The sequence below is a fragment of the Nonomuraea sp. NPDC004580 genome (assembly GCF_040609855.1).
GTDB lineage: Bacteria > Actinomycetota > Actinomycetes > Streptosporangiales > Streptosporangiaceae > Nonomuraea > Nonomuraea salmonea.
Window position 1 is genome coordinate 1 of the sequence record NZ_JBEXLH010000017.1, and the last position, 17,477, is coordinate 17,477.

A 17,477-nucleotide genomic window follows, 5' to 3' on the forward strand; every position below is an offset into this window, starting at 1 on the left:
GGCCGCCATCGGCCAGACCCGCGACTTCCTGACCGTCATGCTGCGCGAGGTCGGGGCGTCGGGGTCGGTGAAGGAGGCGTTCGAGCGCACGCACCCGTCCCGGTGACCTGGCTGAACGCGCTGCCCGAAGGCCCCGACCTGGCCGCCCCCGCGATCAGTGGGCGCGGCCGGCCGGTCACCGGGCCCGGCGGGAAGGCCGCCGCCGTGGGGCAGGTGTTCCGCGCGGGCGCCGTCGCGGGCGGCCAGGCCCGCTGGTACGTCCAGCTCGGCGACGGCCTCGCCCCCATCACCCAGGCCCAGGCGGCGCTGCTGCTCAGCGACCCGGCCAGCAGGGCCGCGTACGGGGGCGGCGCGGTCAGGGAGATCCCCGTGGACGCCGCCACCGCCAACGCCGCGCCCCGCTCCCGCACCGCCCTGCCCGCCGACGGGCTGCCCGCCGCGATGCCGGAGATGACGGCGTACGACCCCGCCCGCCAGCTCTGCGTGGTCTACGCGGAGACGGCCACCGGCTCCACCCGCGTCCGCCTCACCACCGGCGCCCGGCTCCCCGCGCCGCGCGGCGACGCCACCGACCTCGTCCGCCTCCCGCCAGGCCGCGCCGTGCTGGCGGGCGTGCTGCCCGGCGACGGCCAGCTCGGGGCCGTGCGCTCCTACTACCTGATCACCCAGGAGGGCCGCCGCTACGCCGTGCCGGGCAAGGAGGCGCTGAGCAAGCTCGGCTACGCCACCACGCAGGCCACCCCGGTGCCCCTGAACCTGCTCCAGCTCATCCCGGAGGGCCCGGTCCTGGACCCGGCCCGCGCCGCCAGGCCGGCCCTCGAAGACCCCCAGTAGCCACCGCGGCTCGCCGCCCCCGCTGCCCCCAGCGGCCCCGTGGGTCAGTAGCCGCGGTAGCCGGTGCCGGTCTTCATGCCGACGACGCCGGGGACGTTCGAGACCGAGCCGTAGCGGGCGATGGCGTAGCGGACGCCGGCGATGATGTTGTCCACCGGGTTGTAGATGTCATCGTGGCCGGGCAGCTTGTGGCGCTGGAAGGTCGGGTCGATCGTCTGCATGAGCCCCTTCGACGGGGTGCCCTTGGCGGCGTTGGAGTCCCAGTTGTTGATGGCGTGGGGGTTCCCGCCAGACTCGTGCTTGATGATCATATAGATGTCGTTCGGGCGCATCTTGTCGGCCGGGTAGCCGTGCGCCTTGAGGATCTCGATGGCCTGGTTGATCCAGCCGGCCACCTGGCCCTGGGGCGCGGGGCCGCCGCCGGGCGGTGGCGGGCCGCTCGGGCCGTAGCCGCCGAAGCCGCCCGTGGTGCCGCCCGTGGTGCCGCCGTGCCCGCCTGCGCCGGTGCCGTGCCCGGCGAGGGAGGTGCCGCCTCCATCGCCGCGCGGCGCCGGCGACCAGCCGAGCGGCTGCCCGGCGCGGGGCGCGAAGGGCTGGGCGTCCGGCTCCGGCACGGTCGCGGCCACGTCGGGGATCCCCGCGGTGGCGGCGGTGACCTTGCCCGCCAGGCTCGACAGCGTGGAGCCGGTCTCGGTGACCAGCCGCTGCAGGATGCCGCGGGCCTCGTTCAGCGCGGGGGCCGCGCTCCGTGCCAGCTCCTCGTCCGTGGGCGGCGGGGTGGCGGCGCGCAGCTCCCGTACGGCGGAGGCGTACCCCTGGCAGACCTCAAGCGCCTGCGACTCGGCGGCGCGCAGCGTCTCGGCGGCCGAGTCCAGGTGACCGGCGGCCTCCTCCAGCGCCTGCGCCACCCGGTCACCGGCGCCCGTCAGCGTGCTCATGTAGCCGGCGAACGCCTCGGCGCTGCCGCCCTGCCAGGCCGTCCGCACGTCGCCGGCGGCGGTGACCAGCGCACCGGTGTGCTGCCGCGCCGTGCTCGCCGCCGCCCGCCACGCACCGGCCGCCGCGGCGACAGCCCCCGGATCTCCGATGAGCCGCTCCGCCAGCCCGGCCAGCTCAGCCCCGCCCGGCACCGACCTGACCTCGTCGAGCCCGCTCACCTTCTGACCGCCTGGGCGTCGGCGGCGGTGTAGGTGCGGTCGACGGCGTCCAGGGTGCGGTCCACCGCCTCCAGGCGGCTGCCCAGCGTCCTGCTCGCCCGCTCGGCGGCGCCGCGCAGGCCGGCGGTCGCCGTCGCGAACGCCTCCGAGCCGGAGACGGCGCCGAAGGCCGCCGCCCCGGGGACGGCCGCGCCGATCAGGCCGGAGAAGGCCCCCGAGGCCGACTTCGCCGCCGCGCCGCAGCCCTCCAGCGCCTCGCGGTGGAACGTGAGCGCCATCGGCTCCCTCCTTCCTCAGCGCCGGAACAGCTCCAGCAGCTCCTCGGCCCGGTGGGTGCGGGCGATCCAGACCTCGCGCCCCCGGCGCTCCCTCGTGATCAGCCGTCCGGCGCGCAGCCGGTCGCAGTGGTACGTCAGCCCGCTGGGCGCGATCTTCATGTCGGTCGCCAGCATGGACATGGTCATGGGCTGGTCCAGCGCGCAGAGCAGGTCGGCGCGGACCGGCCCGACCAGCGCGGACAGCTCGTCCACCGCGGGCGCGACGGGCCGCCGCCACAGAGAGTCCGCCCCGGGCACCGGGTAGGCGATCCAGACGGCGTCGGGGTCGTCCAGGCCGATGATGAGCGCGTCCCGTCCGGCCAGCATCGGCACCAGGACGATCCGCCGGTCGCCCAGCTCGTACGCGCCGACGCCCACATCGGGCACGACCAGCCCGCGCTCGCCGTACACCATGCGGTCACTGATCGCGCCGAGCAGCAGTTCAGGCCCGCCGCGCACGGTCGTCACACCGACCCGCTCGACCTCCCTGTCCAGCAGCGGGCGGGCCCGCTTCCACAGGGGTTCCGTGGCGTTCCAGACGTCGGCCAGGGCGCTGGCGTACCCGCGCAGCCAGTGGCCCGGACGGTCGACGGCCGCGCGCCAGTGCGGGGGCGGCGCGCCGGGCCCGTACGTGCGCTCCAGGTCCTTGACCAGGGCGTCGGGCGGCAGGTCCTGCAGGGCGGTGATCTGGGCCTGCACGGAGACGTCGCCGCCGGCGGGGGAGCGCGGCACCAGGATGTCGGGCGCGAGCGTGGTCCCGGGAGCGGACAGGGGACGTACGGCCTCGTGGCCGAGCGGGCCGACCCGCGCGCCGACCGCCCGCCGCCACAGCTCGGGCAGGCCGCGGCGGCGGCCGGCGAGCGCGTCGGTGATCATGGCGAGTGCGGTGAGGCTGGTCGAGATCGAGATGGAGAGCTGCGGTGCGGAGCCGATGATCAGCTCACTCCGCACATTGGTCCTTGTTACTTGGGCCCCCACAGGTAGGAACTGTAGACAGGGAAGACATCGCCGGAGGAATGCTTCAACGAAGCTCGAAACATCAATAAAGCGGGCGATTCACGGGACTAAGTGCCGCTCGTTTCGGCGGCGTCCGGCCGGTGGTCAAATGATCTTCATCGGGTGCTCTCTCGCAAAGGCGGCTTATTCGCTGCGCGAAACTACGCCCCCTCGCTAACTCCTGCCTTAAAAGTGGCTTACAACCCCCGTTGCGGCATACGTCCCGTAGGCTGCGGGCGCCTCCCCGCACTGCAGACGCACCGGCGGAACGCGTTTCTTGCACCGAGACCAAAAGACCGACCACCGCGTGATGCCTTTTTCCACCGCCACCCGGCAGGCTGGTGGCAGCGGGCCCCGCCGGGATGGAAGGCTTCCGGCAACCGCCCCGGTCCTCCTGCGAACGGGCGGCCGGGGCGGAGCCCGCATCGCACCGAGAGGAGTGCTGCAGATGACACAAGACGCCGGCCGCGTCGCGGCGAAGCGCATCAACGACCACGTGGAGGTCATCCACGTGGATCACCCGGACGTGGTCCTGGAAGTACCTCGCCGCGACTGGGAGGCGTTCACCGCGGCCGTCAAGTCGGGGGCGTACGACCTCGACGTGCTCCCCCGAGTGGCCGAGGAGAGCGCGGCCTGACCTTCCGCAGCACGACGGCGCCCGCTCCCACCAGGGGGAGCGGGCGCTCCGCTGTCAGTGGCGCCCGGTTCAGTACGCCTTCGCGCGCTCCCAGGCCGCCGTGCCGACGGCCCTGCCGAGTGCCCGGCCCTCGAGGTCGCCGGCCTTGAAGTGGATGCCGCCGTACCGGCGCGACAGGCCGGCCTCCTCGGCGGCGGCGCTGAACGTGCTCCAGCGCAGCGTCACGTCACTGGCGGGCGTCACCCCCGGCTCCACCGGCGACGACCCGGCGGCGACGACCGCCAGCCCGCCGAACGCGTCGCTCCCGGTGAACCGCTTGAGCACCTCGGCCGCCGCCGCGCTGAACGTGCTGTGCCCCGACACGTACTCGCCGAACGGCGGCGTCGGGAACGTCGGCGGCTGGTACGGCACCCACGACGCCCCGTCGACGGTCCGCCCGCCCCACGTCGGGATGCGCTGCCCCTGGTACAGGAAGCGGATCGCGGTGATCGGCCGGGCCGAGTCGCGGTCGCGCTTGACCTCCCACGAGGCGATGCCGGCGTCCATGACGGAGTTGGCCAGCGCGAAGAAGAGCTTGACGTCCTGGTCGAGCCCGAGCCGGTCGCGCGCGGAGACCTGCTGGGCGAACAGGCACCAGTGTCCTGGCGGCGTCTCGCTGCTGGGGCCGTCGGACTTGACGGGCGCGTAGCCGCTGGTGTCGGCGTAGCCGCCGGCCTGGTTGGAGCCGTCGGCGTGCCGGTGGTCGAGCACCGCCTGGCAGGCGGCCAGCCCCGTACGGGCGGGGCGGCTCGACGAGTCTGCCGGGTCGAAGCCGAGGTCGGCCATGAGCGCGTCGAACACGGCCCGCTGCCCCGGGTACAGATCGACGGCGGCGAGGTGCGCGGCGTAGCTGATGGCCTCGGTCTTGGCGGCGGTGGTGCGCTCGGCCGGGGGACGCCGCAGGGAGCCGCCCAGCCGGGTGCCCACGGCGACGGGGTCGTAGGCGGCCCAGGCGTCGTAGGCGCAGGTGTGCGCGACGGCCAGCGCCCGCGCCACCATGGGCGGGCCGAGTGTGCCGGTGCGCACGGCCTGCAGCAGCGCCTGGTTCCAGCGCACCACCACGCTGGGCCCGTGCCGCCCGGTCTCGGCGTGGGCGGGGGTATTCGAGCCATCTTCGGGGTGACATCGCCCTACCCCGGAACGGCTCAGGGCAGCTGCAGCTCGGCGAACACGCCGCGATGGTCGGTCCCGGGAACATCCAGCACCTCGAAGTCGCGCACCGCCACCCGCCGGTCCGCCACCACGTGGTCGATGGCGATGATCGGGGGCATCGGCCGGAAGTTCGGCCACGTGGGCGTGAGCCCCTGGCCGAGCTGGTCGGCGGCGTCCACGTACCCCCTGGCCAGCAGCTCGCGGAAGGGGCGGTGGTCCAGGCCGGCGTTGAAGTCGCCGGCCAGCACCCGCACCACCGACGGCGAGGGGCCGGGCAGGGCGCGCAGGGACGCCTTCCACTCCTGCTCCTTGCGGCCCAGCGGCGGGTTGGGATGCACGGAGACGAACTCCACCCGGCTGCCGCCGGGCAGCGTCAGGGCGGCGGCCGGCATGTTGTGGCCGATCGGCGTGAACAGGCCGGTCAGCTCCGTGACCGGATGCCGGGCGTAGATGCCGCTGCCGCTCACGTCGGCCTCCGCCTGCAACACCCGGTACGGCAGAAGCCCGCGCAGCCCCGCCGCGTCGAGCCGGTCCGCCTCGGCGTGGGTCAGCTCGGGGGCGCTGAAGACGTCCACGTCGTAGCGGCGGACGGCGTCCACCACGGCGGCGGCGTCCGCCCGGCCGAACAGGTTGATCGACAGCACCCGCAGCGTCGCGCCCTTGGCGGGCGGCTGCTCGGCGGCCACCGTACGCGGCGCCACCAGGGCGATCATCGTCACGCACGCCAGCCCGGCCACCAGCGCCGCCCACCGGTTGCGGCGCAGCAGCGCCACGGCCGAGGTCAGCGCCGCCAGCACCACGCCGTACGGGGTGACGGTCATGAGCTGCGCCTCGAACGAGCCGCGCTCCCACCCGAAGGTCCGGACGAGCGCCCACAACGCCAGCAGCACGGCCGCCGTCCACGACATCCACCTGCGGCGCCGCCGCCGCACCGGCAGCTCGTCGGCCGCGGGCTGCTCGGCGGTGACCGTCGTACTCACGTCGTCGTCAGCGCTTGCGGCCGACCCCGGCGTACATCCAGGCCGGCTCGTCGGGGAAGAGCGGCGTCTCGCGCCACTTCGACACCGCCACCAGCCCGGGCTCCAGCAGGTCGAACCCGTCGAAGTAGCGGGAGATCTGCTCGCCGGTGCGCGGCGTCCTGTGCATGGCCTGCGAACTCGTGGCGGCCACGTAGTCGTCGGCCGTCCGCTTGTCGATCAGGTCGAGCGTCAGGTGGCTCAGCACCAGGTAGCTGCCCGCCGGCAGCGCCTGCGCGTACGCCTTGACCAGGCCCTCAGGGTCGTCGGCGTCGGAGATGTGCATGAGGATCGCCACCATGACGAGCGCGACCGGCTGGGTGAAGTCGAGCGTGGCCAGCGTGTCGGGGTGCTCCAGGATCGTGCGGGGCTTGCGGACGTCGGCCTCGATGTAGGCCGTGCGGCCCTCGGCCGTGCTGGTCAGCAGCGCCCTGGCGTGCGCCATCACGATGGGGTCGTTGTCGACGTAGACCACCCGCGACTCGGGCGCCTCCGCCTGCGCGACCTCGTGCGTGTTGCCCTGGCTGGGGATGCCCGTGCCGAGGTCGAGGAACTGCCGGACACCGAGCCGGCTGAGGTGGCGCACGGCCCGGCCGAGGAAGGCCCGGTTGTTCCTGGCGCTCTCGCGGATGCCCGGCACCGCGGCCATCGTCTGCTCGGCCACCCGGCGATCGGCCTCGAAGTTGTCCTTGCCGCCGAGCCAGTAGTCGTAGACCCGGGCGGAGTGAGGGATGTTCGGATTGATGCCGTGTGGTGCGCTCACATGGACGATCTTACGGGCATACCCGGCCTTCCCGGCGTTCACGCCGTCACGAACTCCGCGATGATCACCGTGGCGTCGTCCTTGGGCTCCTGGGCGGCCATCTCGTCGTAGATGCGGTCCAGGCAGGAGGCCGGCGACGCGCCCGCCGCGAACAGCACCTTCAGCCGCTCCGCCCCCAGCGCGTCGAGCGCCCCCTCGCTCGCGATCGCCACCCGGTCGCCCGGCCGCAGCGCCACCGTACCCACCTGCGGGCCGAACGGGCCAGGCAGGCCGACACGGCACTCGCCGTACGCGGGGGTCGTCAGCAGCCGCGCCTGCCCGCCCTTCGGGCAGTGCCAGATCGTGCCGCCGCCGGCGTGCAAGAAGCGCAGCCGCGGCGTCTCCGTACGGTCGAGCACCACCAGGTCCAGGGCGCTGGCCAGGCCGTCGCCCGGCGCCCGCACCGCGCGGTGCGCCGCCTGCGCGCACTCGTCCAGGTCCTCCTCCTGCACGCCGCCGTGCTGCGGCCGGGCCGCCACCACCGTGCCGACGGTCAGCGCCGCCGCCGCGTGCGCCCCGCCGCCCATGCCGCGGGCAGCGGCGATCATCCGCTCCTGCACGACGTACGCGTCGGACGGGCTCGCCTGCCCGCCCTCGTACGTGCCGCCCACCGCCACCAGCCGCGACCGCGACCCCGGCATCCCCGCCGGCCAGTTGCCCTGCCTGCCCCTGACCGTCATCACCGAGAGGCAGCCCAGCAGGAACGTGATCACGAAAACCGTCATGAGGTCCCCTCCCCCTGCCGCGATCACCGCGGCACACCGGTCCCAGTGAACGCCTTTTACGCGCGCGGCAACTGACGGCCGATCGACCGTCATGTCGTGACGTCCGGGCGGGGACAGATTTCGGGGTGAGGGCCGACACCACGCAGCACACCGCGGCCACCCCCGGTGACGAGGATGACACACACATGCCAGCCAGCACGCGCGAGCCCACCGCGTACCCGGCGACCCCGCCGGGAGCGGGCAGGATCTTGACAAGGCCGGAAACCCTGGTGACAACAGGATTTGACGCCTTATGGAGCATCATTCCCTGCGTTATCGTGAGTCCCGTCTTGTGCCCATCTCGCGTGCGGACGGCTCATGGCTCACTCCGGCTCCACGAGATACGACTCGGCCACCAGGCAGCTGGAGAAGGCGGTCGCCCGCACGGCCTCCGGCGCACGCGGCGCGGTCGGGTCGGTGGCGGTGGTCGCCGCGCTGTTCGGCGCCGTACCTCCGGTCTCGCTCGGCTGGCTCGTGCCGATGCTGCTCGTCCACCTGGCCTGGACCGCGCTGCACCTGCGGGTCTTCCTGCGCGCGCTGCCGCTGCCGCACTGGCTGGTGGCCGGTGATGTGGCCGCCACCGCCGTGCTCTGCCTGGCCCAGGTCCACCTGGTGCCGCCCGAGGCGCTCAACACCGGGTCGAGCTTCGTCTCGGGGCTGGTCACGATGACCATCGTCCTGGCCGGCGCCCAATGGCGTCCTCGTCTGGCCGTGCCCGCCGGGCTCGCGGTGGCCGTGTCGTTCGCGGCCGGCGTCCGCATCGCCTCGCCCACGCACGACGTGACAGGCCCTTTCGGGGTCAACATCGTGCAGCTGCTCGCCATCGTGCTGCTGATGGCGCTGCTGCGCCGCTCGGCCGCCTCCGCCGACGCCTTCCTGCGGCAGAGCGCCCAGGCCGAGATCGCCCTCATCGTCGAACGCCTGCGCCGCGAGGACGAGCTGCGCCAGGTCAGCAGCATCCACGAGACCGCGCTGCACACGCTCACCATGGTCGGGCTCGGCACGTACGACAAGCCGTCCGCCACCCTGCGCGCCCAGGTCGGCACCGACCTCACCGCGCTGGAGAAGCTGCGCGACCAGCCGACCGCGGACTCCGCGCCCATCGCGCTCGACGCGCTGCTCGACGAGGTCGCCGGACGCGCCGACGGCCTCCAGGTACGCCGCGATCTCATCCCCGAGACCGTCCCTGGCGAGGTCGCCGAGCGCTTCGCCCGCGCCGTCACCGAGGCGCTCGCCAACGTCGCGCTGCACGCCGGCGTCCGCGAGGCCGAGCTGGTCTGCGGCCGGCGCGACGGCACGATCAGGGTCGAGGTGGCCGACCACGGGCGCGGCTTCGACCAGCACCGCCTGCCGCCCGACCGGTTCGGCGTCCGCGGCTCCATCCTCGACACCATGCGCTCCCTGCCGAACGGCGGCGCCGCCATCACCTCCGGCGACCGCGGCACCCGCGTCAGCCTGTGGTGGCGGCCATGACCGAGGAGATCGAGCAGGTAGCCCAGCGCTACGCCCGCTACACCGCGCTCGGCGCGGTCGTCATCGCCGCCGTCTGGCACCTCGGCTACGACCTCACGGTGACCCTCACCGGCTGGAGCTCCTTCCGCTGGCCGATCGTCGTGCTCGTGGCCTGGGTCGTCTACTCCGTGATCCTGGTGATCGGCGCGCTCGCCCTGGCGCGTACCTCCAGAGGCCCCGCGCGCATCCGCGAGCTCGCCGTCGCCGCGCTCGCCGTGGACGTCGCCGTCATCCTCGCCTGCCGCCCCGGCGAGCTGCTCGGCATCAGCGACTGGGGCTGGGGCTCGGTCGGCTGGCTCGCCGTCATGCTGAGCTGGAACCGGCCCCGCTGGAAGGCCGAGATGATCGCCTTCCTGAGCGCCAACGCCGGCATCATGCTCCTCGCCATGGCGCTCTCCGGCTCGCTCGACCGCGTCTCCATCGCCAAATACCTCGTCGTCATCGCCGGCGGCGTCACCATGCAGCTCGGCTACATGGCCGGCTGTCACATGCTGCGCGCCCGCGCCGAGGAGACCGTGCTGCTGGCCCGCAGGCTCGCCGCCGACGACGCCTGGCGCGAGTCCGCCCAGCGCATCCACACCGACCGGCTGCGCCGCTACGAGGCGATCCGCGACGTCGCCGAGACCCTGCTCCACCAGCTCGCCGACGGCGCCGACCCCGGCGACCCGCGCGTCCGCGAGGACTGCACCGCCGGCGCCGCCCGGCTGCGCCGCCTCATCACCGAACGCGAGGACGTGCCCGACGAGCTGGTGTCCGTGCTGCGCGAGCGCATCGACGCCGCCGAGCGCCGCCAGGTCCTCGTCACCGCGCCGCCCTTCGGCGAACGGCTGCCCGAGCTGCCGGACGGCGTCCGCGAGGACCTGCTCAGGGCGCCCGTCCGCGCGCTCGACGGCGCCAGGTCGCGGGCCAGGGTGACGGTGTCGGCCATGTCCACGATGGTCAGCGTCGCCGTCGTCGCCGACAACGAGGACCTGCCCGTCAGCCCCAGTCCCGTACGCGAGGCCAGCGGGGTCGTCGTCAGCTACCAGCGGCAGGGAGGTGAGGTGTGGGTCAACAGCATCTGGGAGGGCCCGTGACCGTCGCGCTGGTGGAGGACCACCAAGTGGTGGTGGACGGCGTACGGTCGTGGTTCGGCCCGCCTGGTCCCGTCACGCTCGTCGCCCAGGGGCCCACCATCGAGTCGGTCCGCGGCGTCGCCGCCGACGTGCTGCTGCTCGACCTCAACCTCAACGGCACGATGGTCATGGACCGCATCGCCGGGTTATGCGCGGGCGGGCAGCGCGTGATCGTCTTCTCCGAGCACGAGGAGCCGGAGATCGTCCGGGCCGCGCTCGACGCCGGCGCCTCGGCCTTCATCGGGAAGGGCCGCGCCACCCGCGAGTCGTGCCTGGAGACCATCATGGAGGTCGCCGCCGACCGGCCCAGCGTCACGCCTCCCATGGCCCAGGCCATCGCCACCGACGAGGGCCCGCACCGTCCGCAGCTGTCCGACAAGGAGCGGATGGCGCTGCTCTACTGGTTCCAGTCGATGTCGAAGGCGTCGGTGGCGGCCCGCATGGGGATCAAGGAACGTACGGTGCGGCAGTACATCGACCGCGCCCGCGTCAAGTACGCCGCCGCCGGCCGCCCCGCACCCACCAAGGAGAAACTCCTCATCTGCGCCATCCAGGACGGCCTGGTCCGGCCGGACGAGGTCACCGTCTACACCTCCCTGGCCGCGAGGACCTCACGGGAAGAGGGATGAGAACCCTGGACCCCGGCCACTCCCGGCAGGAGGGGGCCGGCAGACCCGGGGTCCAGGCACATCTCCTGCGCCGGAGGGTTCAGCGGTGCTCGGCGCTGAGCACGACGGGATCGAAGGCGAGCGGGAAGGGCGCCGTCAGGTGAGCGACCGTGCCTGCCTTGTGAATGGCGGGCTCGCCATATCCGTCGCCGTCGAGCCGGTAGGTGTAGAGAGCAGGTCCTTCGTCGGGCTCGATGCGCCAGTAGTGAGGGATGCCTGCCCGGGCGTACGCGAAGGGTTTGATGCTTTGATCATGGGTGGTGGTGCTCGGGCTGCCCACCTCCACAGCGAGGAGCAGGTGACGGGGCGCGAACATCAACTCCACATTGCTAGCCGCTTCCGCGCGGACCACGACCAGGTCGGGGATGTAGAAGGTGCTGTCGGTCACCCGCAGATTGACGGTCGCCAGTGGTTCCAGCCCGGGCGGTGCCGCATCATCGAGCAACCGCTGCAGGCGGTAGATGATGCGCTGGTGCAGGGGCGTAGAGGCTGGACTCACCAGTAGGCTCCCGTTAAGAAGCTCGTAGCGGTTCCCATCGTCAGGGAAGCCGAGCAGGTCGTCGACAGTGAACGGCGGCTTGCCGGGGAGAACGGTTCGCTCAGTCCCGGCCGGCTCGATCGTTGCCATTGCGGTCACCCACTCAGTATCGAGATTCTCGCCCTCGGCCACATGCTACTTACCCGTATTTCATCACTCTTAGTTTTGGCGCCGTTACAGCTCGCCCTCTTGAAAGTTTCAAGTCTCTGAGCGATATCGGGAAAGCCCTTTCCGCAGCTCAACCCCCACGCGGGACCACCCTCCGCGGAGCTGACAGCGGGCATCACTTGGCCGGACCACGGCCGTCAGATACCGTCCCCCCACCAGGAGCGCTCCTCATCACCGGCAACCCCCCGACCGGAACACGGAGACCGCACATGCCCCAAGCACCGCACCGCCGCAGGGCGCCGCGCGCCCTGGTCCTGCTCTTCTCCATCGCGATGATCCTGCTCGTGCCGCTGACCGGCACCGCATCGGCGCACGGTTCCGTCGTCGACCCGGCCTCCCGCAACTACGGCTGCTGGCTGCGCTGGGGCAGCGACTTCCAGAACCCCGCCATGGCGCAGCAGGACCCGATGTGCTGGCAGGCGTGGCAGGACAACACCAACGCCATGTGGAACTGGAACGGCCTCTACCGTGACAACGTCGGTGGCAACCACCAGGCCGCCGTGCCCAACGGCCAGCTCTGCAGCGCCGGCCGCACCCAGGACGGCCGCTACCGCTCGATGGACACGCCGGGCGCGTGGAAGACGACGAGCCTCGGCGGCACGTTCGGCATCCGGCTGACCGACCAGGCCCACCACGGCGCCGACTACATCAGGGTCTACATCACCAGGCAGGGCTACGACGCCACGACCACGCCCCTCGGCTGGAACCACCTGGAACTGATCAGAGAGACCCCCAGGTACGCCCCCGGCGGCGAGTACACGATCACCGGACTCAACAAGGGCTCCCGCACCGGCCGCCACATCGTCTACACGATCTGGAAGGCCTCCCACATGGACCAGACGTACTACTTCTGCAGCGACGTCACCTTCAGCTGAGCGGGAGAGCCTCCGGCCGAGGAAACGCCACCCAGGCACTTCCCCCGTCACGGTCGAGGACCGGCATCCCACGACCGAACCCCGGCCGGCCGGGAAGGCCCCTCGCCGCCTCCCTCCGCAGGGGAGGCGGCGAGGGCCTGCTGCCCTTTCGGGGTCGGATCGCCCCGGCACCGTCCGCGAGCCGGGCGCGTCCGTGACGGCGTGAGGCCGGCCTGCCGCTATGGGCGGGGAGTGGTGGAGGCGCGGATGGCCAGGGCTATGGGGTGAACGCGTTCCGTGCCCGGCTCTGCGGTGCCCGAGAGCAGCTCGAACAGTAGCTCGGCGCAGCTTGCGCCCGCCTCCTTCGGGCGGAGGTCGATGGCGGTGATGGGTGGGTCGGCGAGGCGGGTGGCGGCGCTGTCGACGCAGGAGGCCAGGAGGACGCCGGTGCCCGAGGCGTGCAGCAGCGGCGCCACCTCCGTGGCCGCGCCGGCGGGGGCGCAGATCAAGGCGTCCATGGGCGTCGCCAGCAACGCGCGGGCGGCGGCTCTGACCTCGTCGCCGTTCGCGTCGAAGGAGACCCGCCGCACCAGTGGCTCCACCCTTTTGGCGGTGCACCAGGCGAGGTAGCCGCGGTGCAGGCTGGCGGCCCAGTCGCTCTCGTCGCCGGCCACGACGAGGCCGGGCCGGGTCGATCCGGCGTCGCGCACATGGTCGAGCAGGCGGCCGAGCATCACGGCGTGTTCGGACCAGACGACGCCGTCGGGCTGGCGGTCGCCGGGGAAGCGTTCGCAGGAGACGGTGGGCAGGCCGGTCGCCATCAGGCTCTCCACCACGGGATCGCCCGAGAGCGGGTCGCCGAGCACGAGCCCGTCGACGCGCGGCGGGCGGGCGCGGCGCTGGCCCGAGGTGATCAGCGTGACGTCGTAGTCGTGGCGGGCGGCCTGCTCGACCACCCCGAACACGAACGACATGTAGTAGGACGACCTGGTCAGCACCTCGGGCACGTGCAGGCCGATGGTGCCGGTGCTGGCCTTGCGCAGGTGGCGGGCCGAGCCGTTGGGGACGTAGCCGAGGCGCTCGGCGACCCGCGCCACCTGCTCCCTGGTGCGCTCGGACACCCGCCCAGAGCCGCGCAGCGCGTCGGACGCAGTCGTCTTGGACACCCCCGCCTCCCTGGCGACGGTGAGGATCGTGACCGGCTCGTCTGCGTGCACGCCCTGATCGTAGCTGTCCGTAAGCCTGCTCCTTCCCGGCCCGTCCGGTAAACGATCTGTTTCGCCTGGACTCCAGGTCTTGTCACCGCCCGCCCCGCGCAATTAAGTTGGCCCGCACGTTGCCGGAACGTTCCGGCATCCAGGAAGGGGCGAACGTTGCACCTGTCCACCGGCTCCCACCCTCATCCCCTCGACCCTCTCGCCGCGCGGGAGATCGACGAGGTCAGGCGGATCCTGAGGGAGGAGGGCCTGCTCACCGACACCGTCCGGGTGGCCTACCTCGGGCTGGAGGAGCCGCCCAAGGAGGACGTGCTCGCCTACCGGCCGGGCGACCCCGCCGGGCGCCGCGCCCGCGCGTTCCTGCTCGACCTCGCCACCGAGACGAGCCAGGACGTCATCGTGGACGTCACCGCCGGCAAGGTCGCCGCGCGCACCCCCATCGACCCGCTCACCGACGGCCAGGTGCCGATGCTGGACGAGGAGCACGCCCTGGTCAGGCGGGTGCTCAAGGAGGACGCCGGCTGGGCGAAGGCGCTGGCCGCGCGCGGCATCGACCCGGCGGGCGTGTACGTGGCGGCGCTCAGCGCGGGCCACTACGGCCTGGCGAAGGAGGAGGGCCGCCGGGTCGCCAGGGTGCTGGCCCACGTCATGCCCACGCCGGACAGCCTGCCGTGGGCGCACCCGGTGGACGGCCTGGTCGCGTACGTGGACCTGGTCAAGGGCGAGATCCTGGAGATCGTGGACACCGGCCCCCAGCCCGTCCCGCAGGAGTCCGGCGACTACGGCCACGGCCCCCACCGCACCACCCAGAAGCCCATCCACATCACCCAGCCGGACGGCCCCAGCTTCACCGTGGACGGCCCCCTGGTGACCTGGGAGAAGTGGAGCCTGCGCCTCGGCTACGACATGCGCGAGGGCCTCACGCTGCACCAGATCGGCTTCGACGACGACGGCCGCACCCGCCCGATCGTCTACCGGGCGTCGGTGGCCGAGATGGTGGTCCCGTACGGCGACCCGAGCCCGATCCGCTTCTGGCAGAACTACTTCGACACCGGCGAGTACCAGCTCGGCAAGCTCGCCAACTCCCTCGAACTCGGCTGCGACTGCCTGGGCGAGATCACTTACTTCGACGCGGTGGTGACGGACGGCGCCGGCGTCCCGAAGGTGATCACGAACGCGATCTGCATGCACGAGGAGGACTACGGCGTGCTGTGGAAGCACACCGACCCGGCCAACGGCTCGCGCGAGACCCGCAGGCAGCGCCGCCTGGTGATCTCGTTCTTCGTGACGGTGGGCAACTACGACTACGGCTTTTACTGGTACCTCTACCTGGACGGCACGATCGAGCTGGAGGTCAAGGCCACCGGCATCGTCTTCACCGGCGCCTATGACGACCGCGCCGCCCCTTACGCGTCGGAGGTCGCGCCCGGCCTCGCCGCCCCCTACCACCAGCACCTGTTCAGCGCCCGGCTGGACATGACGGTGGACGGCGTCGCCAACGCGGTGGACGAGGTGGAGGCGGTCCGGCTGGACAGCCCGTACGGCAACGCGTTCGGCCGCGAGGTCACCCGGCTGCGCACCGAGCGCGAGGCCCGCCGCGACGCCGACCTCAAGGCCGAGCGCACCTGGCACGTCGTCAACCCGGAGGTGCGCAACCGGCTCGGCCGCCCGGTCGGCTACGCCCTGCACGCCGAGGGGAGGCCGACGCTGATGGCCGCACCCGGCTCCAGCATCCACCGCAGGGCCGAGTTCGCCACGAGCCACCTGTGGGTCACCCGCTACCACCCCGCGGAGCGCTATCCCGCCGGAGACCTGGTCAACCAGCATCCCGGCGGCGCGGGCCTGCCCGCCTACACCAGGGCCGACCGCGACATCGACGGGCAGGACATCGTGCTGTGGCACACGTTCGGCCTGACGCACTTCCCCCGTACCGAGGACTGGCCGATCATGCCGGTCGACACGTGCGGGTTCGTCCTCAAGCCGGTCGGGTTCTTCGACCGCAACCCCACGCTCGACGTCCCGCCGAGCGCCGCCGAACATTCCTGCCACTAGAGGAGTAGAGGCCCATGCGTCCCATACGCCTGGCCTGCGGTGTCGCGGCCGCCCTGCTGGCTTCCGCCTGCGCCGCCACCGGTACGACCACCGCCCCCCAGGAGAACGCCCAGGAGAGCGCCGCCCCCGGTTTCCTCGCCGTCGCCGACACCGCACTGCCCACGGGTGGCGCGCTCAACGTCCAGGTGCACATCGACAGCGGCGCCGCCACCGGCTACGACCCCCAGCTCGCCGACGTCGCCACCACCTGGCAACTGCTCTCGCTGTCCTACGAGACGCTCGTGACGGTCGGCCCCGACTTCGCGATCCAGCCGCTGCTGGCCGAGAAGTGGGAGACGCCCGACGACCAGACGTACGTCTTCCACCTGCGCAAGGGCGTCAAGTTCTCCAACGGCAGGGAGATGACGGCCGCCGACGTGGTGGGCAGCCTGAAGCGGCTGCTGGCCTCGAAGTCGGTGTGGCGCGGCCAGCTCGGCCCGGTCGAGTCGGTCACCGAGGGCGAGGACGGCACGGTCAAGGTCGCGCTGAGCGAGCCGTACACGCCGTTCCTGGCGGCGCTGGCGAACGTGCCGGCCGCGGTGCTGCCGATGAAGGAGATCGACGCGGGCACGGTGGACCCGGCGACGACGCTGCTCGGCACCGGCCCGTACGTGGTGCGGGACCACCGCCAGGACGTGTCGTGGACGTTCGAGCGCAACGACGCCTACTGGGGCGAGGGCAGGCCGGCCGCCGACACGCTGACGATCACGATCGCCCCCGAGGAGGCGGCGCGCATCGCGGGCCTGCAGAACGGCAGCGCCGCCCTGGCCACGCTGGGCAACGTCGACTCGGCCTCGATGCTGGCCGGGGCGCGCGACGTCAAGGTCGTCACCCAGGCGACCACCGACTTCTACTACCTGATGCTCAACACGCTCAAGCCGGGCTCCAAGCTGGCCGACCCGAAGGTGCGCGAGGCCGTCGCCATCGCGCTCGACCCGGAGCAGATCGCGAGCGTGGCGCTCGGCGGCAAGGGCAAGCCGACCGCGATCACGCCGGCCGGGCTGCCCGGCGCGTGCGACCCGGCCGCGCTCCCGTCGGCCGGCAAGAGCGTGGACGACGCCAAGCGGCTGCTCGCCGAGGCGGGCGCGCAGGACCTGTCGTTCACGCTCAGCATCTACTCCACCGAGCCGGCCCCGGCCGTCGCGCAGGTCATCCAGCAGAACCTGCAGCAGGCCGGCATCACCGTCAAGATCGAGCAGATGGACGAGGCGAGCTGGTCGGGCAAGGTCTACGGCAAGGCGCCCGCCGACTTCGACGCCGCGCTGTCGTGGTTCGCCGGATACGCCGACGCCGGCATGGTCACCAAGTGGTGGAACCCCGAGCAGGCCGGCTTCAACGTCGGCTTCATGAAGCCGGACAAGGAGCTCAACACGCTCATCGACGCGGCGGGCCGCGTACCCGCGGGGCCGGAAAGGGACAAGGCGCTGAGCGCGGTGTGCGCCGGGGCCGACGCGGACGCCCAGATGATCCCGCTGGTCACCCGCCCTGCAACGGTCGCCTACCGGACCGACGCGCTCAGCCCCAGCCTGTACGCCACCGAGGGCTACGGCAACGTGCTGCGCCTGGTCGCCGACGCCCGCGTGAAGAAGTCGCAGTGACC

The 17,477-nt window shown here is 72.6% G+C and carries 17 protein-coding genes; 8 read left to right on the top strand and 9 right to left on the bottom strand.

The features are described 5' to 3' along the window. Positions 1–102 precede the first annotated feature (102 nt). Positions 103–834 (top strand): type VII secretion protein EccB, encoded by a 732-nt coding sequence (locus ABZW11_RS19475; RefSeq protein ID WP_355418868.1) that lies wholly within the window; start codon positions 103–105, stop codon positions 832–834. A 44-nt stretch (positions 835–878) separates the two neighbouring features. On the opposite strand, the gene ABZW11_RS19480 is transcribed toward ABZW11_RS19475, so the two are convergent. Genes ABZW11_RS19480 through ABZW11_RS19490 form a run of 3 tightly spaced genes read right to left on the bottom strand, consistent with a single transcriptional unit; the run spans position 879 to position 3,259 of the window. After that, positions 879–1,991 carry a transglycosylase SLT domain-containing protein gene (locus ABZW11_RS19480; protein WP_355418870.1) on the bottom strand — a complete coding sequence of 371 codons (1,113 nt, stop codon included), beginning with the start codon at positions 1,989–1,991 and terminating at the stop codon, positions 879–881. Then, a complete protein-coding gene (locus tag ABZW11_RS19485) occupies positions 1,988–2,269 on the bottom strand; it encodes a hypothetical protein (protein WP_355418872.1) in 282 nt (93 codons plus the stop codon). Before ABZW11_RS19485 ends, ABZW11_RS19480 begins: the two co-directional genes overlap by 4 nt. A gap of 15 nt (positions 2,270–2,284) precedes the next feature. Next, entirely contained in the window at positions 2,285–3,259 is a 975-nt protein-coding gene (locus ABZW11_RS19490) for a winged helix-turn-helix domain-containing protein (protein ID WP_355418874.1), read from the bottom strand. A gap of 493 nt (positions 3,260–3,752) precedes the next feature. Here ABZW11_RS19490 and ABZW11_RS19495 point away from each other — a divergent pair, with 493 nt between their 5' ends. Further along, positions 3,753–3,941, top strand: a complete 189-nt coding sequence (locus tag ABZW11_RS19495; RefSeq protein WP_355418876.1) for a hypothetical protein — start codon at positions 3,753–3,755, stop codon at positions 3,939–3,941. 69 nt (positions 3,942–4,010) lie between these two features. Here the strand turns inward: ABZW11_RS19495 and ABZW11_RS19500 are convergent, their stop codons facing one another. The 4 genes from ABZW11_RS19500 to ABZW11_RS19515 form a co-directional block, all read right to left on the bottom strand. Continuing rightward, entirely contained in the window at positions 4,011–5,042 is a 1,032-nt protein-coding gene (locus ABZW11_RS19500) for a vanadium-dependent haloperoxidase (RefSeq protein WP_355418878.1), read from the bottom strand. 83 nt (positions 5,043–5,125) lie between these two features. Further along, entirely contained in the window at positions 5,126–6,112 is a 987-nt protein-coding gene (locus ABZW11_RS19505; RefSeq protein WP_355418880.1) for an endonuclease/exonuclease/phosphatase family protein, read from the bottom strand. Positions 6,113–6,119: 7 nt separating this feature from the next. Next, on the bottom strand, positions 6,120–6,911 hold the full coding sequence (locus tag ABZW11_RS19510) for an SAM-dependent methyltransferase (RefSeq protein WP_355418882.1): 792 nt from the start codon (positions 6,909–6,911) through the stop codon (positions 6,120–6,122). 38 nt (positions 6,912–6,949) lie between these two features. Continuing rightward, on the bottom strand, positions 6,950–7,675 hold the full coding sequence (locus ABZW11_RS19515) for a SpoIIE family protein phosphatase (RefSeq protein ID WP_355418884.1): 726 nt from the start codon (positions 7,673–7,675) through the stop codon (positions 6,950–6,952). A 357-nt stretch (positions 7,676–8,032) separates the two neighbouring features. Between ABZW11_RS19515 and ABZW11_RS19520 the strand changes: the two genes are divergently transcribed. The 3 genes from ABZW11_RS19520 to ABZW11_RS19530 are packed head-to-tail and all read left to right on the top strand — an operon-like array spanning position 8,033 to position 10,970. Continuing rightward, positions 8,033–9,187, top strand: a complete 1,155-nt coding sequence (locus ABZW11_RS19520; protein WP_355418886.1) for an ATP-binding protein — start codon at positions 8,033–8,035, stop codon at positions 9,185–9,187. After that, positions 9,184–10,302 (top strand): hypothetical protein, encoded by a 1,119-nt coding sequence (locus tag ABZW11_RS19525; RefSeq protein WP_355418888.1) that lies wholly within the window; start codon positions 9,184–9,186, stop codon positions 10,300–10,302. The genes ABZW11_RS19520 and ABZW11_RS19525 overlap by 4 nt, the downstream gene beginning before the upstream one ends. Continuing rightward, positions 10,299–10,970, top strand: coding sequence for a response regulator (locus ABZW11_RS19530; protein ID WP_355418890.1), 672 nt, complete (start codon positions 10,299–10,301; stop codon positions 10,968–10,970). The genes ABZW11_RS19525 and ABZW11_RS19530 overlap by 4 nt, the downstream gene beginning before the upstream one ends. 79 nt (positions 10,971–11,049) lie before the next feature. Here the strand turns inward: ABZW11_RS19530 and ABZW11_RS19535 are convergent, their stop codons facing one another. Further along, positions 11,050–11,637, bottom strand: a complete 588-nt coding sequence (locus ABZW11_RS19535) for a Uma2 family endonuclease (protein ID WP_355418892.1) — start codon at positions 11,635–11,637, stop codon at positions 11,050–11,052. Positions 11,638–11,924: 287 nt separating this feature from the next. On the opposite strand from ABZW11_RS19535, the gene ABZW11_RS19540 reads away from it, so the two are divergent. After that, positions 11,925–12,590 carry a lytic polysaccharide monooxygenase gene (locus tag ABZW11_RS19540; RefSeq protein WP_355418894.1) on the top strand — a complete coding sequence of 222 codons (666 nt, stop codon included), beginning with the start codon at positions 11,925–11,927 and terminating at the stop codon, positions 12,588–12,590. 218 nt (positions 12,591–12,808) lie between these two features. Here the strand turns inward: ABZW11_RS19540 and ABZW11_RS19545 are convergent, their stop codons facing one another. Continuing rightward, positions 12,809–13,786 carry a LacI family DNA-binding transcriptional regulator gene (locus tag ABZW11_RS19545; RefSeq protein ID WP_355418896.1) on the bottom strand — a complete coding sequence of 326 codons (978 nt, stop codon included), beginning with the start codon at positions 13,784–13,786 and terminating at the stop codon, positions 12,809–12,811. 156 nt (positions 13,787–13,942) lie between these two features. Here ABZW11_RS19545 and ABZW11_RS19550 point away from each other — a divergent pair, with 156 nt between their 5' ends. Both ABZW11_RS19550 and ABZW11_RS19555 read left to right on the top strand, forming a co-directional pair. After that, entirely contained in the window at positions 13,943–15,838 is a 1,896-nt protein-coding gene (locus tag ABZW11_RS19550) for a primary-amine oxidase (protein ID WP_355418898.1), read from the top strand. Between the two features lie 14 nt (positions 15,839–15,852). Then, the gene (locus ABZW11_RS19555) at positions 15,853–17,475 is read left to right on the top strand and encodes an ABC transporter substrate-binding protein (protein WP_355418900.1); all 1,623 of its coding nucleotides are present in this window, start codon (positions 15,853–15,855) and stop codon (positions 17,473–17,475) included. Positions 17,476–17,477 lie beyond the last annotated feature (2 nt).

Coding starts and splice junctions, on each gene's coding strand:
- ABZW11_RS19485 (WP_355418872.1), bottom strand. CDS start 2,269: ATGGCGCTCACGTTCCACCGCGAGGCGCTGGAGGGCTGCGGCGCGGCG.
- ABZW11_RS19495 (WP_355418876.1), top strand. CDS start 3,753: ATGACACAAGACGCCGGCCGCGTCGCGGCGAAGCGCATCAACGACCAC.
- ABZW11_RS19515 (WP_355418884.1), bottom strand. CDS start 7,675: ATGACGGTTTTCGTGATCACGTTCCTGCTGGGCTGCCTCTCGGTGATG.
- ABZW11_RS19520 (WP_355418886.1), top strand. CDS start 8,033: ATGGCTCACTCCGGCTCCACGAGATACGACTCGGCCACCAGGCAGCTG.
- ABZW11_RS19525 (WP_355418888.1), top strand. CDS start 9,184: ATGACCGAGGAGATCGAGCAGGTAGCCCAGCGCTACGCCCGCTACACC.
- ABZW11_RS19535 (WP_355418892.1), bottom strand. CDS start 11,637: ATGGCAACGATCGAGCCGGCCGGGACTGAGCGAACCGTTCTCCCCGGC.
- ABZW11_RS19540 (WP_355418894.1), top strand. CDS start 11,925: ATGCCCCAAGCACCGCACCGCCGCAGGGCGCCGCGCGCCCTGGTCCTG.
- ABZW11_RS19555 (WP_355418900.1), top strand. CDS start 15,853: ATGCGTCCCATACGCCTGGCCTGCGGTGTCGCGGCCGCCCTGCTGGCT.